Annotated in this window: 13 protein-coding genes and 1 pseudogene; 8 read left to right on the forward strand and 6 right to left on the reverse strand. The window is 67.9% G+C overall.

Going from position 1 to position 13802, the window contains the following annotated elements; all coding sequences use genetic code 11:
- Positions 1-13 precede the first annotated feature (13 nt).
- The 8 genes and pseudogenes from QF047_RS02005 (at position 14) to QF047_RS02040 (ending at position 6871) form a co-directional block, all read left to right on the forward strand.
- On the forward strand, positions 14-958 hold the full coding sequence (locus tag QF047_RS02005; RefSeq protein ID WP_306635875.1) for a 2-hydroxyacid dehydrogenase: 945 nt from the start codon (positions 14-16) through the stop codon (positions 956-958).
- Positions 955-1725: an SDR family oxidoreductase gene (locus QF047_RS02010; protein WP_307273357.1), complete on the forward strand. Its 771-nt coding sequence runs from the start codon at positions 955-957 to the stop codon at positions 1723-1725. Before QF047_RS02005 ends, QF047_RS02010 begins: the two co-directional genes overlap by 4 nt.
- Positions 1725-2822: an L-idonate 5-dehydrogenase gene (locus QF047_RS02015; RefSeq protein WP_307273359.1), complete on the forward strand. Its 1098-nt coding sequence runs from the start codon at positions 1725-1727 to the stop codon at positions 2820-2822. The genes QF047_RS02010 and QF047_RS02015 overlap by 1 nt, the downstream gene beginning before the upstream one ends.
- Positions 2819-3358, forward strand: a complete 540-nt coding sequence (locus tag QF047_RS02020; RefSeq protein ID WP_307273361.1) for a gluconokinase — start codon at positions 2819-2821, stop codon at positions 3356-3358. Before QF047_RS02015 ends, QF047_RS02020 begins: the two co-directional genes overlap by 4 nt.
- A 94-nt stretch (positions 3359-3452) precedes the next feature.
- Entirely contained in the window at positions 3453-4262 is an 810-nt protein-coding gene (locus QF047_RS02025) for an oxygenase MpaB family protein (protein WP_307273363.1), read from the forward strand.
- Positions 4263-5181, forward strand: a pseudogene (locus tag QF047_RS02030) (DUF817 domain-containing protein).
- Between the two features lie 31 nt (positions 5182-5212).
- A complete protein-coding gene (locus QF047_RS02035) occupies positions 5213-6025 on the forward strand; it encodes a phosphatase PAP2 family protein (protein ID WP_306635866.1) in 813 nt (270 codons plus the stop codon).
- A gap of 63 nt (positions 6026-6088) precedes the next feature.
- Positions 6089-6871, forward strand: coding sequence for a hypothetical protein (locus QF047_RS02040; protein ID WP_307273366.1), 783 nt, complete (start codon positions 6089-6091; stop codon positions 6869-6871).
- Here QF047_RS02040 and QF047_RS02045 read toward each other — a convergent pair.
- Genes QF047_RS02045 through QF047_RS02070 form a run of 6 tightly spaced genes read right to left on the reverse strand, consistent with a single transcriptional unit; the run spans position 6820 to position 13379 of the window.
- Positions 6820-7851: an aldo/keto reductase gene (locus QF047_RS02045; RefSeq protein ID WP_307273368.1), complete on the reverse strand. Its 1032-nt coding sequence runs from the start codon at positions 7849-7851 to the stop codon at positions 6820-6822. The two genes, QF047_RS02040 and QF047_RS02045, sit on opposite strands and share 52 nt — an antisense overlap.
- Positions 7848-9215: an LLM class flavin-dependent oxidoreductase gene (locus QF047_RS02050; RefSeq protein WP_307273370.1), complete on the reverse strand. Its 1368-nt coding sequence runs from the start codon at positions 9213-9215 to the stop codon at positions 7848-7850. The genes QF047_RS02045 and QF047_RS02050 overlap by 4 nt, the downstream gene beginning before the upstream one ends.
- Positions 9215-10594, reverse strand: a complete 1380-nt coding sequence (locus QF047_RS02055; RefSeq protein WP_307273373.1) for an LLM class flavin-dependent oxidoreductase — start codon at positions 10592-10594, stop codon at positions 9215-9217. Before QF047_RS02055 ends, QF047_RS02050 begins: the two co-directional genes overlap by 1 nt.
- Before the next feature lie 24 nt (positions 10595-10618).
- Positions 10619-11422: an ABC transporter ATP-binding protein gene (locus QF047_RS02060; protein ID WP_307273377.1), complete on the reverse strand. Its 804-nt coding sequence runs from the start codon at positions 11420-11422 to the stop codon at positions 10619-10621.
- A complete protein-coding gene (locus QF047_RS02065) occupies positions 11398-12261 on the reverse strand; it encodes an ABC transporter permease (protein WP_306635855.1) in 864 nt (287 codons plus the stop codon). The genes QF047_RS02060 and QF047_RS02065 overlap by 25 nt, the downstream gene beginning before the upstream one ends.
- Positions 12258-13379: an ABC transporter substrate-binding protein gene (locus QF047_RS02070; protein ID WP_307273385.1), complete on the reverse strand. Its 1122-nt coding sequence runs from the start codon at positions 13377-13379 to the stop codon at positions 12258-12260. Before QF047_RS02070 ends, QF047_RS02065 begins: the two co-directional genes overlap by 4 nt.
- Positions 13380-13802 lie beyond the last annotated feature (423 nt).

Raw genomic sequence — 13802 nt, forward strand, 5'->3', positions numbered from 1 at the left:
GATAGGTTTCGCAATGCAAACAGTCCGCACCGTCAGCTTCCCCGACCAGCAGCTCCTCGACGATCTCTCACCCCTGCCCCAAGGGCTGCGGGGAGTGGTCTGGGACCTGAAGGAGGATCCCGACGGCGGGACGCTGGCTGAGATCGACGGCGTTATCCTGCCTTATATCAACGCCGGCGCGGTGCTGGGATCCCTCGCCAAGGTGAAGCAGCTGAAGTTTGTCCAGACCCAGTCCACCGGGTACGACGGCGTCATTGAGGCCGCAGGCCCGGAGGCCGGCGTTGCCAACGCCTCCGGAGTCCACGCGGCTGCAACGGCGGAGCTTGCCATTGGCCTGATCCTGGCCAAGCTGCGTGGCATCGACCAGGCGGTCCGGGACCAGCAGTACGGCCTGTGGCGGCCGGAGCGCCGGCAGTCGCTGGCGGACCGGCGGGTCCTGCTGGTGGGCGTGGGCGGGATCGGGCACGAGATCGCCCGGCGCCTGGAGCCCTTCGAAGTCACCCTCACCCGGGTGGGAAGCTCGGCCCGGACGGATGAGCACGGCGAGGTCCACGCTTCCTCGGAACTGACCGCGCTCGCCGCAACGCACGACATCCTCGTGTCGGTTCTGCCCCTGAACGAGCACACGCACCAGCTGATCGGTGAAGAGGTCCTGGCTGCACTGCCGGACGGCGCCCTGGTGGTGAACGTGGGCCGCGGCTCCGTGGTGGACACCGCAGCGCTGACCAAGGAAGTCCTGTCCGGACGCCTGCAGTGCGCCATCGACGTCGTCGATCCCGAGCCGCTGCCGCAGGACCACCCGCTGTGGTCCACCACCAACGCCCTGATCACGCCCCACGTGGGCGGCAACGCGTCGGCGTTCCAGCCGCGGATCCTGAAGCTGCTCCGGAAGCAGCTCGAGGCGCTGGCCGCCGGGCAGGCTCCCGCCAACCTGGTGCAGACAGGGCCGTTCGCATGAGTTCTCTTTTTGACCTGACGGGCCGGGTTGCGTTGGTGACGGGTTCGAGCCGGGGGATCGGCAATGCGCTGGCCCGCGCGCTGGCCGACGCCGGTGCAACAGTGGTGCTGAACGGCATCAATGAGGAGCGGCTGAAGTCCGCCGAGGCGGCGATGGCTGTCGACTTCGCCCCCGGCCGCATCCACAGTGTCGCCTTCGATGTCACGGACGACGCCGCGGCGGCCCGGGGTGTCGCGTGGGTGGAGGAGCAGGTGGGGCCGCTGGAGATCCTGGTGAACAATGCCGGGATCCAGCACCGGGTGCCGATGCTGGAGTTGGATGTGAAGGACTGGGAGCGGGTGATCTCCACTGACCTGACCAGTGCGTTCCTGGTGGGCCGGGAGGCGGCCCGGTTCATGATTCCGCGCGGGCACGGGAAGATCATCAATATCTGTTCGGTGCAGACGGACCTGGCCCGGCCCACTATCGCCCCGTATGTTGCGGCGAAGGGCGGGCTGCGGAACCTGACCCGTGCCATGACCGCGGAGTGGGCGGGGTCCGGGTTGCAGATCAATGGGATCGCGCCGGGGTACATCCATACCGAGATGACGCAGAACCTGGTGGACGATGAGCAGTTCAATTCCTGGATCCTGGGCCGGACCCCGGCGAACCGGTGGGGGACGGTGCAGGACCTCGCCGGGCCGGCGGTGTGGCTGGCCTCCAGCGGGTCTGATTTCGTGAACGGGCAGACGATTTTTATTGATGGCGGAATGACGGTGGTGGTCTGATGACGACGAATGAAACGCAGGTTCAGCCGGCCACGGCCGGGACAGCTTTCCCCGTTTCCGGCCCGGCGGTGGTGGCCCACGCCGCCAACGACCTCCGGATCGACGAGCTGGCCCTTGCGGCTCCGGCCGCGGATGAGGCCGTGATCGAGGTGCAGTACGGCGGGATCTGCGGGTCTGACCTGCATTACTGGCTGCACGGCGCGGCCGGTGAGTCGATCCTGAAGGCGCCGCTGGTGCTGGGCCACGAGATTTCCGGGACGGTGGTCGGTGCCGCGGCCGACGGGACCGGGCCTGCGGCGGGTACCCCGGTGGCGGTCCACCCGGCTACGCCCGGCCCGGGTGCTGCCCGGTTCCCGGCGGACCGGCCCAACCTGTCCCCGGGCTGCACGTACCTGGGCAGCGCGGCGCGGTTCCCGCACCAGGACGGTGCGTTCAGCCGGTACGTGAACCTGCCCACCCGGATGCTCCGGCCCCTGCCGGCGAGGATTGACCTGCGCACCGCGGCGCTGATTGAGCCCGCTTCCGTGGCCTGGCACGCAGTCGCCAGGGCGGGGGACGTGGCCGGCAAGACGGCGCTGGTGATCGGCAGCGGTCCCATCGGCGCGCTGGCCGTCGCGGTCCTGAAACGGGCCGGCGCGAGCCGGATTACCGCCGTCGACATGCATAACAAGCCGCTGGAAATCGCCAAGGCCGTGGGCGCGGACCAGGTCATCACCGCCGGCGATGCGGGGGCGATCGCCGCGGTGGAGGCCGACGTCGTGATTGAATCCTCGGGCAACCACCACGGGCTCGCCTCTGCCATCAAGGGCGCAACCCGCGGCGGCACCGTGGTCATGGTCGGGCTGCTGCCCACCGGCCCGCAGCCGGTGCTGATCTCCCTGGCCATCACCCGGGAACTGGAGCTCAAGGGCTCGTTCCGGTTCAACGACGAGATCGACGACGTCATCGCCGCCCTCGCCGACGGCTCGCTTCACATCAACCCCGTCATCACCCACGAATACCCCGTGGAACAGGCATTCGAAGCCTTCAACGTCGCACGCAACTCCGCAGAATCCGGAAAAGTCCTGCTCAGCTTCGGCGCCGGGAGCGCATCATGACCGCGTGGCCGCCACTGGTGGTGATGGGCGTTTCGGGGTGCGGAAAGTCCACGGTCGGTTCCCTGCTGGGGAAGCGGCTTGGCATTCCGTTCTTCGACGGCGATGACTTCCATCCCGCCGCCAACAAGGCCAAGATGGCCGGTGGCGTTCCACTGAACGACGACGACAGGGCGCCCTGGCTCGCCGAAATCGGTGCAGCCCTCGCGAACCCGGCCGGGGGAGCGGCATCATGCATCATCGCCTGCTCCGCGCTGAAGCGCAGCTACCGTGACCTGCTGCGCAGCTTTGCCCCGGACACGGTGTTCATCCACCTCTCCGGCGACACAGCAACCATCTCGGAGCGGCTGAGCACCAGGACGCACGAGTACATGCCCGGCAGCCTGCTCGCCTCCCAGCTGGCCACGCTTGAGCCGCTGGGTTCGGATGAAGTGCACGTGCCGGTGGGCATCCACCAGGACCCCGCCTCGCTGGTGGACCGGATCGTGGGGGAACTGGACATGCTCCATGGCAAGCCAACAGCCGGAGCCAAGGCTTAGCACCGGCGTCCAATTCAGCGCGCACAACTGAAAACGGACGACGGCGGGAGGTCCCGCCGTCGTCGCCAGCCAGCGACTCCGGTACCCTGTTGAAATGGTGCGAGGAATGGCCGAGTTCGGCGCAGAAGGCATCCTGCTCGCCGGTGCGGGACGGGCTCTCCTCCTGCAGCTTGCCGATCCGGCGGTGGGCCGGGGCGTTGACGAGCACAGCACGTTCGTTGGCCGCCCGGTCAACAGGCTCAAGGGCACCCTCACGTACGTCTACGCCATTGTGTACGGCACGGATGAGCAGGTGAAAGAGGTCCGCCGCAGGGTGAACCGCGCCCACGTTCCGGTCCGCAGGGAAGCCGAGGGGAAGTCCCCGGGCTACAATGCCTACGATCCCGAACTGCAGCTCTGGGTGGTCGCCACGCTTTACGACACAGCGATCACCATCATCGAGAAGATCTACGGCCCGCTCGACGACGAATCGGCCGATGCCATGTACCAGGACTATGCGAGGCTCGGCACCGCCCTGCAGGTTCCGCCCGGAATGTGGCCGGGGGACCGGGCGTCATTCAGCCGTTACTGGAGCGGGCGCATCTCCACGCTGCGCGCGGAGGGCGGCGGGGTGCGCGTCGGCCGGGGGCTGCTGTATCCCAAGCACACAGCGCTCTGGTACCGCGCCATTATGCCGTCCGCCAGGTTCCTCACCGCGGGCCTCCTTCCCGACCAGATTAGGAAGGACTTTGGCCTCCCTTGGAGCGACCGCCACGAGAGCCGCTTCAACCGCACCATGAGGACCACGGCTGTGATTTATCCGAAGCTGCCGCAGGGAATCAGGCACTGGTTCAAGAACTACTGCCTGCGCAGCCTGGACGCCGAAATTCGCGCAGGTAGCCGCGCGGCAAGCGCCCGGCTATGAATGCGTAATTCCACCCCGCTGGAGCAGCGCCTGGACGACGGCGCACGCCGGTTTCTGGACGGCGCCCCGGCCGGCCGCATCCGCCCCCGGCTGACCGAATTCGTGGTCTTCGGCCTTAAGCAGGGCTGGGCCTGCATTTTCGGAGCAGCCCTCCTGGCGGTGCTGATGGCCGCACGGCTCTGGTACCCGGACAGCGCAGGACTGGCCCGCAACGACTTCCTGACGCTCGCCGCTGTCCTTATCCAGGTCCCTGATGGTCGTGTTCAAACTGGAAACCCTCCGGGAACTCCGGGTGATCATCCTGTTCCACCTGGTGGGCACGGTGATGGAACTGTTCAAGACCGGCGTCGGCTCCTGGTCCTACGAGGCCGAGGGCGTCCTGCGGATCGGCGCGGTGCCGCTCTTCAGCGGGTTTATGTACGCCGCCGTAGGCTCGTACATGGTCCGCGTGTACCGGCTGTTCGACCTTCGCTTTGCCGGCTACCCGCGCCGCTGGACTACGGCGATCGTTGCAGCGGCCATTTACGTCAACTTCTTCAGCCACCACTACATCTGGGACCTGCGCTGGGTGCTGCTCGGCGCCGTCGTGATCATCTTCGGCCGGTGCGTGATGCACTTCCGGGTGTTTCGGAAGCACCACCGGATGCCGCTGGTCGTCGCCTTCCTGCTGGTGGCGCTGTTCATCTGGATCGCCGAGAACATCGCCACCTGGTCCGGCGCGTGGCTGTACCCCAGCCAGGTCAATGGCTGGCACCCGGTGCCATTGGACAAGCTGGTCTCCTGGTTCCTGCTGATGATCATCTCGGTGGTGCTGGTGGCCTGGGTCTACAAACCCCGTCCTCCGGACAGTGGACCCCAGCCTCCGGACGGCGAAGGGCAGGAGGAGCCCGCCCAGCGGCAAGGTAAGCTTGCTTACTAATTCCTATCTGCCGCAGGGGAGGACCCAGGAAATGGTTACAGGCAAGAACCCGGCCGAGACCGGCGTCACCGGTGAAGTCCAGCAGGACCGCTTCGTCGGCGGGCAGGACCTTACCAGGTGGGATACCAAGCCGGGCCGGTTCCTGGCGTCAGTAGTTAAACGAGTCAGCAGCCTGCTGGGCTCCCACACCGCGCTGGTCCTCACCCTGATTGTTGGCGCGGTGCTGGCCGTTTCGCTGGCGGCGGTTTTCGCCCAGGTGTATGAGTCCGTGGTGGAAGCCGACGGCGTGGCAGGGCTGGACCACCCCGTCCTGGACGGTGCCAAAACACTCCGGTCCCCAACCCTGGATCTCCTGCTCACCGCTTATACGGACGTGGGCGGAACAGTCGGAATGCCCGTACTGGCCCTGGCCGTTATGGCCTTTCTCGCCTGGCGGCGGCGGTCCTGGACTCCCGTCATCCTGATGCTCGTGGCCGGGCTCGGGTCGCTGTTGATGACCATCGCCGGCAAGGAACTGGTGGGCAGGACCCGGCCGGACCTGGCCGACGCAGTGCCGCCCTACGAATACTCCGCTTCATTCCCCAGCGGCCACTCCCTGAATTCCGTGGTGATCGCGGGGATCGTGGCATACCTGATCATCCTGCGCCTCAAATCTGCCCGCGCCCGCGCACTCACGGCGGTGGCCGCAGCAATCTTCGCCGCCACCATGGGGCTGAGCCGGGTGTACCTCGGGCACCACTGGCTCACGGACGTCCTGGGAGCCTGGGCGCTGGGAGCCGCCTGGCTCTCGCTGGTCATCACCGCCCACCGCCTCTACCTCACCACCCGGGTGCACCCGGCCTGATCGGAATAACCCGCAGAACCTTATACTCGAGGGGCCAGTCCGGGCGATGTTGATGGGGGAATAATGGGCGAGCAATCCAACCTGCCTGCACAGCAGGCGGAGCTTCCGCCGGTTTTTGTGGAAGTACCGGACCGCTCGGGACTGCCCGATGCCGGGACCTCCACTGCCCTGAACACCGGCCTCACCGCCGCTGAGGTGCGGACCGCCACCGAACCGGCCCCCGTCCAGTACGCCACGAAGGGCCAAAGGCGGCGCCGTGACATCCTGGGTGTCAGCTGGATCCTGGCGTGCTTGGCCATCGGCGGGCTGTATTGGGAGCTGGAGCATGCGTGGGCAGGCCCTGACCCTGGCGACGCCGACTGGGTGGTGTGGGTGCTGCTGTTCCTGATCCCGGTTACGTTGGTACTCACCTATTACCCGCACTGGCAGGGGCGTCTGCACAAGAAACGGCACAGGGCATGGCTTACCCGCTTCATCGGGTTGTGGCCGCTTCGCGAGAGGCTCGTGGAGGTGGAGCGCATCCGGGACCTGCGGCAGCGCGTCGTCGTGCAGGACCTGGCGGCCACGATGGCCGCGGACCGGGAGGCGGTCCTGCTGCAGCCGGACGCTGGATCCGCGGCGGCCGCCGCGAAGCTGATGGAAGCGCTCACCGCGGTGGGGGCCTACGCCCGCGCCACCGCTGATGATCCCGTCCTGGAGGCCGAGGCCCGCCGGGCTGTGGGCCGTTTCAGTGAGCAGGCCGGACGACGGCGGGAGCTCCCCGCCGTCGTCCGGCCGCCCGGCAACACCGGTCCTCAGCGGCTCCGGCGCCGCAGCAACGGGTCGGTCAACGACGGCGGCCGGTAGCCGGCGTCGGCCTGGTTCAGGGTAGTGCCGGGCGGGACGATCTCGTCGATCCGGTCCAGCACGTCCTTGGACAGGCTCACCTTGTCCGCGCCGAGCGCCCCTTCAAGGTGCTCCACCGTCCGCGGCCCGATGATCGCGGACGTGACAGCCGGGTGCTCCAGTACAAAGCCGAGCGCCAGGTGGATCAGGGACAGGCCCGCCTGGTCGGCGAGTTCGGTCAGCTCCAGTACCGCCTGGGTCTTGCGGGCATTTTCGGACGACGACGGGTCGTGCCGTTCCGGCTGCCGCGCGGCCCTGCTGGAGGTGCTGTGGGCGCCGTCGGGCCTGATCCTGCCGGATAGCCAGCCGCCTGCCAAGGGGCTCCACGGCAGCACGCCGAGCCGGTGCTTCCGGGCCAGAGGCAGCACTTCGCGTTCAATGCCGCGGGCCAGGATGGAGTACGGCGGCTGTTCAGTGACCGGCCGCTCGCGGTGGCGTTCCCGCGCCACGTACTGGGCCTCCACGATCTGCCCCGGCTCGAACGTGGACGTGCCGATGTACCGGATCTTGCCCTGCCGCACCAGGTCCGTGAGCGCCCCGAGGGTTTCGTCGATGTCCGTGTCCGGTTCCGGCCGGTGCACCTGGTAGAGGTCGATCCAGTCGGTCTGCAGCCGGCGCAGGCTGTCCTCCACCTCGCGGACGATCCACCGGCGTGAGTTCCCCGCCTGGTTCACTTCCTCACCGAGGCGGCCGTGGACCTTAGTGGCCAGCACCACTTCATCCCGGCGGCCTTTGAGCGCCTTGCCCACGATGACTTCGGACTCGCCTTTGGAGTAGACGTCCGCGGTGTCCACCAGGTTGATGCCGGAGTCCAGGGCACGGTGGATGATGCGGATGGAATCCTCGTGGTCCGGGTTGCCGATGGCCCCGAACATCATGGTGCCCAGCGTCAGCGGGCTGACCTTGAGGCCGGTGGACCCAAGGTTGCGGTATTCGGTCATGCGGAGACTCCCAGGAGTTGGTTGTTGTACTGGCTTGCGGGTTGGTTGCTGTCCGCGCTGTACTGGCTTTCAGGACGGTCAAGGCCGAAGTGCTCGCGCAGGGTCCGGCCCGTGTACTCAGTGCGGAAGAGGCCGCGGGACTGCAGGATGGGCACCACCTCATCGGCGAAGGCCTCGAAGCCGCCGGGCAGCCAGGGCGGCATGATGTTGAATCCGTCCGCTGCGCCGTCTTCGAACCAGCGCTGGATTTCGTCGGCCACCTGGACCGGGGTTCCGGCGAAAACGTAATGCCCGCGGGCCCCGGCGAACCGGTGCAGCAGCTGGCGGACGGTGGGGTTCTCCCGGCGGATGACGCCCAAAAGCAGCTGGCTGCGACTGCCCGCCCGCCCCGCCGCGGCCAGAAGTTCCGGCGGGAAGGACTCGTCCAGTTTCACGCCATCCAGGTCAACCCCCAGCAGCTTGCGCAGGATCCCCAGCCCGTACTCCGGCTGGATCAGCTCGTCGAACTCCTGTTTGAGCGCCCGCGCCTCCGCCTCCGTGGAGCCGAGATAGGGGCTGATGCCCGGCAGGACCAGGAGCTGTCCGGGGTCCCGGCCGTTCGCCGCGGCCCGCGCCTTGATGTCGGCGTAGAAACCCTGCGCGCTCTCCAGGGTCTGGTGGGCCGTGAATACGGCCTCGGCGTGCCTGGCGGCGAAGGCCTTGCCGTCGGCCGAGGACCCGGCCTGCACAAACACTGGCCGTCCCTGCGGGGACCGCGGCGTGTTCAGCGCGCCTTCCACACGGAAGTACTCGCCCTCATGCTCGATCGGATGGATCCGTGACGTGTCCGCAAAAACCCCGCTGTCGGCGTCGGCCACCACGGCATCGTCCTCCCAGCTGTCCCACAGCTTGCCCGCCACACGGACAAATTCGTCCGCGCGGGAGTAGCGCTCGGCATGCGGCGGGTGCTCATCCAGTCCGAAGTTCCGGGCTGCCCGCTCCGCTCCGGTGGTCACGATGTTCCAGCCTGCGCGGCCGTTGCTGAGGTGGTCCAGCGATGCGAACAGCCGGGCGGCGTTGTACGGCTCCAGGTAGGTGGTGCTGGCGGTGCCGATCAGGCCGATCCGTTCCGTGGCGACGGCAATCGCGGACAGCCAGGTGAACGGCTCGATCCGGAACCTGGTGGCGTACTGCACGTTGTTCTCCAGCGCGGGACCGTCTGCGTAGAACACGGCATCCAGTTTCGCGTCCTCCGCCCGCTGGGCCAGCTCCTGGTAGAAGCGGATGTCCAGCAGCCGGTCAGTGTGGGACTTCGGGTGCCTCCACGCGGCCTCGTGGTGTCCGCCCGGGTAGATAAACAGGTTGAGCTTGAGCTGCCTGCCCATCAGAACGCCGAACCGATCGACGCCGGCTGCGGGGCGGTGTCGCCCGCGAAGCGGTTGGCCGGGCGTTCCAGGCCGTAGTGCTCCCGCAGCGTGGTGCCCGTGTACTCGGTGCGGAACAGGCCGCGCTCCTGGAGGATCGGAACTACCTGGTCCACAAACGTTTCCAGCCCTGAGGGCAGCACCGGCGGCATGATGTTGAAACCGTCCGCCGCGCCGCCGTCGAACCATTCCTGGATGGCGTCCGCCACCTGGACCGGCGTTCCGGTGAAGGTGCGGTGCCCGCGGCCGCCGCCCAGGCGGCCGATCAGCTGGCGGACCGTGAGCTGTTCGCGCCGGGCGAGCTGGACGATCAGGGTATAGCGGCTCTTGGCACCCTCGATCTCGTCCTCGCTGGGCAGTTCCTCAGGCAACTGGCGGTCCAGGGGCAGGTCCTCCGGGGCCACGCGCAGCGTTTTGGCCAGCTGGATCCGGGCGTACTCGGGCTTGATCAGCCGGTCCAGTTCCCGCCCCAGCTCCAGGGCTTCCTCCTCGGTGGCGCCAATGACGGGCACGATGCCGGGCAGGATCTTGATGGTCTGCGGGTCCCGGCCGGCAGCTGCGGTGCGGGCCTTCAAATCGCGGTAGAACTCCTGCGCATCGGCGAGGGTCTGGTGGGCGGTGAAGACGGCGTCCGCGTACCGTGCGGCGAGGTCCTTGCCGTCCTCCGACGAGCCGGCCTGGACGATCAGCGGGTGCCCCTGCGGGGAGCGGGGGACGTTAAGGGGGCCGCGGACCTTGAAGTGCTTGCCCTCGTGGCCGATGACTCGGATCTTTTCGGAATCGCCCCACACGCCTTCGGCCTTGTCCGCCAGCACGGCGTCGTCCTGCCAGCTGTCCCACAGCTTCTGCGCCACCTCGATGAACTCGGCGGCACGCTCGTACCGGACGGCGTGGGCGGGCTGGTCATCCACACCGAAGTTTCGGGCGGCGTCCGGCCCGGCGGTGGTCACCACGTTCCACCCTGCGCGGCCGCCGCTGACCCAGTCAACGGACGCGAAGCGGCGGGCCAGGTTGAACGGCTCGTTGTACGTGGTGGACGCCGTGGCGATCAGTCCGATGTGCTCTGTGGCGCCGGCGATGGCGGTCAGCAGCACGGTGGGCTCAAGCTTGCCCGCCGGCCGGCGGCCCACCTCGCCGAAGAGGACGGGAGAATCGGCGAAGAAAATCGAGTCCAGCTTGCCCCGTTCGGCCGTGCGGGCCAGGTGCTTGTAGTGCTCAATGTCCGTGCTGGACTGCGGGTCGCTTTCCGGCAGCCGCCACGACGCCTCATGGTGACCGGTGCTCATCAGGAACGCGTTGAGGTGGAGTCTGCGCTGCTCGGAAGGGTGTTCGGAAGTCATGGATTTGTCCTTTGGGTGGGGAACTTAGTGGGAGGCGCCGACGACGCCGAGGTCAGCCAGGAGTCCGCGGCGCAGTGCTTCGTGCCCGGCGGCGTCTGCTGCCGTGCCAATGTCCGGCGCAACAGGGTGGACGGCGGCCACACGGCCGCTGTCCAGCACCACAATCCGGTCGGCGAGGGCGATGGCCTCGTCCACGTCGTGGGTGACCAGCAGGACGGCGGGCCGGTGGGCGGCCACCAGATCGCGCAGCAGCCCGTGCATCTTGATCCGGGTCAGGGCATCGAGGGCGCCGAACGGTTCATCGGCCAGCAGCAGTTGAGGTTCGCGGACCAGCGACCGGGCCAGCGCCACGCGCTGCTGTTCGCCGCCGGACAGTTCGTGCGGCCAGGACTTCTCGCGGCCGGCGAGTCCCACTTCGGCGAGGGCCTTGCGTGCCCGCGTCTCGGCGTCGTGCTCCCGCAAACCCAGGGTGACGTTGCCCAGCACTGTGTCCCACGGCAGGAGCCGGGAATCCTGGAAGACCACCGACACCCGCTCGGGGACGTTGATGATGCCGCTTCCGCGCACGTCGTGGTCCAGCCCGGCCAGTGCCCGCAGCAGGGTGCTCTTGCCGCAGCCGCTGGGGCCGAGGAGGGCGACGAATTCGCCCGGTGCGATGTCCAGGTCCACGCCGTTCAGGACGCCTTTGGGGCCGAAGCTGCGGATCAGGTCGCGCACGGACACCGCGCCGCTGGCGCCGGAGGAGGGCTTACCGACAGGGTTTGCGACGGCGGGTGCTGCGGTGCCGGAAGGGGCGACGGCGGTCAGCCCGCCAGGGTGCGCTGCCATGAGAGGGCCTTTCGTTCGAAGAAGCGGACGGCGCCGTCGGAAATCAGGCCGAGAATGCCGTAGACGGCCAGTCCGAGGACGATGATGTTGGTTTGGCCATAGGTGCGGGCGAGCTCCATCATGTAGCCGATGCCGCTGGTGGCGTTTATCTGTTCCACCACCACCAGGGACACCCAGGCTCCGGTGACGGCGAAGCGCAGGCCCAGGAAGAAGCCGGGCAGGGCGCCGGGGAGGACCACCTTGCGGATGAAGGCGGCGCGGCTCAGGCCCACGGTCTGGGCGAGTTCCACGTAGCGCAGGTCGATGCCGCGCAGGCCGGCATGGGTCTGCAGGTAGATGGGAACGAAAACGCCGAGGGTGATGGTGAGGACCTTCATGGTCTCGTCGATGCCGAACCACAGGATGAGGAGCGGGATCAGGGCGAGGCCGGGGATGGCACGCTTGATCTGCACGGGCCCGTCGATGAGTGCCTCACCCACCCGGCTCAGCCCGGACAGCAGGGCCAACAGGGCGCCGACGACGATGCCGAAGAAGAGCCCCAGGCCGGCGCGCTGGGCCGAGATGGCGAGGTTTTCCTGCAGTCTGCCATCAGCAATGAGTTCGCCGGCGGTGGCCACCACGGTCCAGGGTTCAGAGAGGATCCTCGGATCCAGCAGGCCGGTGGCCGAGCTGATGGTCCAGAGTGTCAGCAGGGCCGAGGGGCCCAGCAGCCACGCCAGCCGCCGCCGGCGTCCCGGGCCAAGCCGGCGGCCGGTGGGGCGCACATCTTCGCGCCCAGCCAGGGCCGGGTCCTGGTGGGGTTCGACGGCGGGACGTTCCAGTACGGGGGCGGCGCTCATGCTGCACCATCCTTCGCTGCTTCGGCAAAGGCAGTGCCGGCGATGGCCTCGAAGCGCGTGTCGTAGAGGTCCCCGGCCTTAAGCTGCGGCTTCTTCTGTTCACGGGCGAGCAGGTCGATGGTCTGCTGGTGGCGTTGGATACCCTCGGCCCAGGACGTGGGGAGATCCCGCTTGCCGGCGGTGTCGATCAGGTACTGGCCGTCTTCGCGGGACAGGCCCTGGTCCTTGACGTAGTAGCCCTCAAGCCACTCCCCGGGGTGGTCCTCGATCCAGCGCTGGGCCTTGCCCCACACCTTCACGTAGGCGGCCAGCGCGGCGGCCTTGGCGGGGTCGGCGAGGACTTTGGCGGGCGAGTAGAGGTGCCCGGGATCATCCCGCAGGCCGTGCCGGAGGGTGGTGCCGCCGTCGGCCTTGTACTTGGCGAGGTAACGCTTGATCTGTACCCCGCCCAGCGGCGCCGCATCCACCTGCTTGCTGGCCAGCGCGGTGGAGTAGGTGTCACCAGTGCTGGGCAGTTCAACGAGTTTGACGTCGTCCTGGGCAAGGCCTGCCTTTTCGAGGATCCGCAGCACCAGTGCGCCCTGCGCCTGGCCCGGGCTGTAGGCAATCTTCTTTCCGCGCAGCTCCTGCAGGGAGGAAATGCCGGCTCCGGGGGCGATGCCCAGCTCGTAGATCGGGTGGTTCACGGCGTCCTGGCGGTAGGCGCTGGCAATGATGCGGACATCGAGCCCGGTCCAGGTGGCGTGGATGGGCGGGATGTCCGCCACCGAACCAACATCAAGGGCGTTGGCACGGAAGGCCTCGGTGGTCTGCGGTCCGCCGGAAATGTTTGCGAACTCCACCTTGAAGCCGTCGAGTTCCTTGTTGAGTCCAGAGAGTTCCAAGGCCACCTTCACCGTGGGGTCGCCCACTTTGATGGTGGTTCCGGCGGGAACTGACGTGGCCAGGGGCGCCAGCGACGCCTGGTCAACGGCCGGGTTGCCAGCTGTGGCAGACCCGCCGCAGGCGGTCAGGAGCCCGAGTGCGGGCAGTGCCAGGAAGGCGCCCAAGGCGCGGCGGCGGGTGAAAGTTGTGGGACTGATGGCGGACGGCGGCGGGGAGGATGCTGCGAAGGTCATGGGTGGCCTTTCGGAGGATTGGCGTGGGAAAAGTGGCATGCGAAGGCGGAAGGAAGGCACGGCCGAGCTGGCCCTCGAAGAGGGCCCGGAGTGGACTGGGGAAACCGGGGGAGCTGCGCGCTGTCAGCCGCCTGCAGTCAGCAGCGGGGGAGCTGCCCCTGCAAGGCGCTGCGCATGGCGCACATTCGGTGCGTGGCGCAACAGAAGGAACGGAAGGGGCGGGTGCCTTGGCTGCGGATGATGGGTTCCGGCATCGGGTCCTCCTGTTCGTTTCTGCTTGGTTCTACTGCTGTTTGGTGTAGCCGGTTGAGGCCGTGGAAACACCTAAGCACGGTTATCGAGGCCTTGGCCAGCACCTTGCAAAAGACACTCAATGTGAGGAAACGGCGCTACATATGGCGCCATCGGAAGGACAAACCGGGC

It is taken from the genome of Arthrobacter sp. W4I7, from assembly GCF_030816215.1.
GTDB lineage: Bacteria > Actinomycetota > Actinomycetes > Actinomycetales > Micrococcaceae > Arthrobacter > Arthrobacter siccitolerans_A.

What these genes read in the sequence shown, in the direction of transcription:
- QF047_RS02070 (WP_307273385.1), bottom strand. Translation starts at nt 13,379, where the DNA reads ATGACCTTCGCAGCATCCTCCCCGCCGCCGTCCGCCATCAGTCCCACA.
- QF047_RS02020 (WP_307273361.1), top strand. Translation starts at nt 2,819, where the DNA reads ATGACCGCGTGGCCGCCACTGGTGGTGATGGGCGTTTCGGGGTGCGGA.
- QF047_RS02050 (WP_307273370.1), bottom strand. Translation starts at nt 9,215, where the DNA reads ATGGGCAGGCAGCTCAAGCTCAACCTGTTTATCTACCCGGGCGGACAC.
- QF047_RS02060 (WP_307273377.1), bottom strand. Translation starts at nt 11,422, where the DNA reads ATGGCAGCGCACCCTGGCGGGCTGACCGCCGTCGCCCCTTCCGGCACC.
- QF047_RS02045 (WP_307273368.1), bottom strand. Translation starts at nt 7,851, where the DNA reads ATGACCGAATACCGCAACCTTGGGTCCACCGGCCTCAAGGTCAGCCCG.
- QF047_RS02065 (WP_306635855.1), bottom strand. Translation starts at nt 12,261, where the DNA reads ATGAGCGCCGCCCCCGTACTGGAACGTCCCGCCGTCGAACCCCACCAG.
- QF047_RS02025 (WP_307273363.1), top strand. Translation starts at nt 3,453, where the DNA reads ATGGTGCGAGGAATGGCCGAGTTCGGCGCAGAAGGCATCCTGCTCGCC.
- QF047_RS02035 (WP_306635866.1), top strand. Translation starts at nt 5,213, where the DNA reads ATGGTTACAGGCAAGAACCCGGCCGAGACCGGCGTCACCGGTGAAGTC.
- QF047_RS02005 (WP_306635875.1), top strand. Translation starts at nt 14, where the DNA reads ATGCAAACAGTCCGCACCGTCAGCTTCCCCGACCAGCAGCTCCTCGAC.
- QF047_RS02040 (WP_307273366.1), top strand. Translation starts at nt 6,089, where the DNA reads ATGGGCGAGCAATCCAACCTGCCTGCACAGCAGGCGGAGCTTCCGCCG.
- QF047_RS02055 (WP_307273373.1), bottom strand. Translation starts at nt 10,594, where the DNA reads ATGACTTCCGAACACCCTTCCGAGCAGCGCAGACTCCACCTCAACGCG.
- QF047_RS02010 (WP_307273357.1), top strand. Translation starts at nt 955, where the DNA reads ATGAGTTCTCTTTTTGACCTGACGGGCCGGGTTGCGTTGGTGACGGGT.
- QF047_RS02015 (WP_307273359.1), top strand. Translation starts at nt 1,725, where the DNA reads ATGACGACGAATGAAACGCAGGTTCAGCCGGCCACGGCCGGGACAGCT.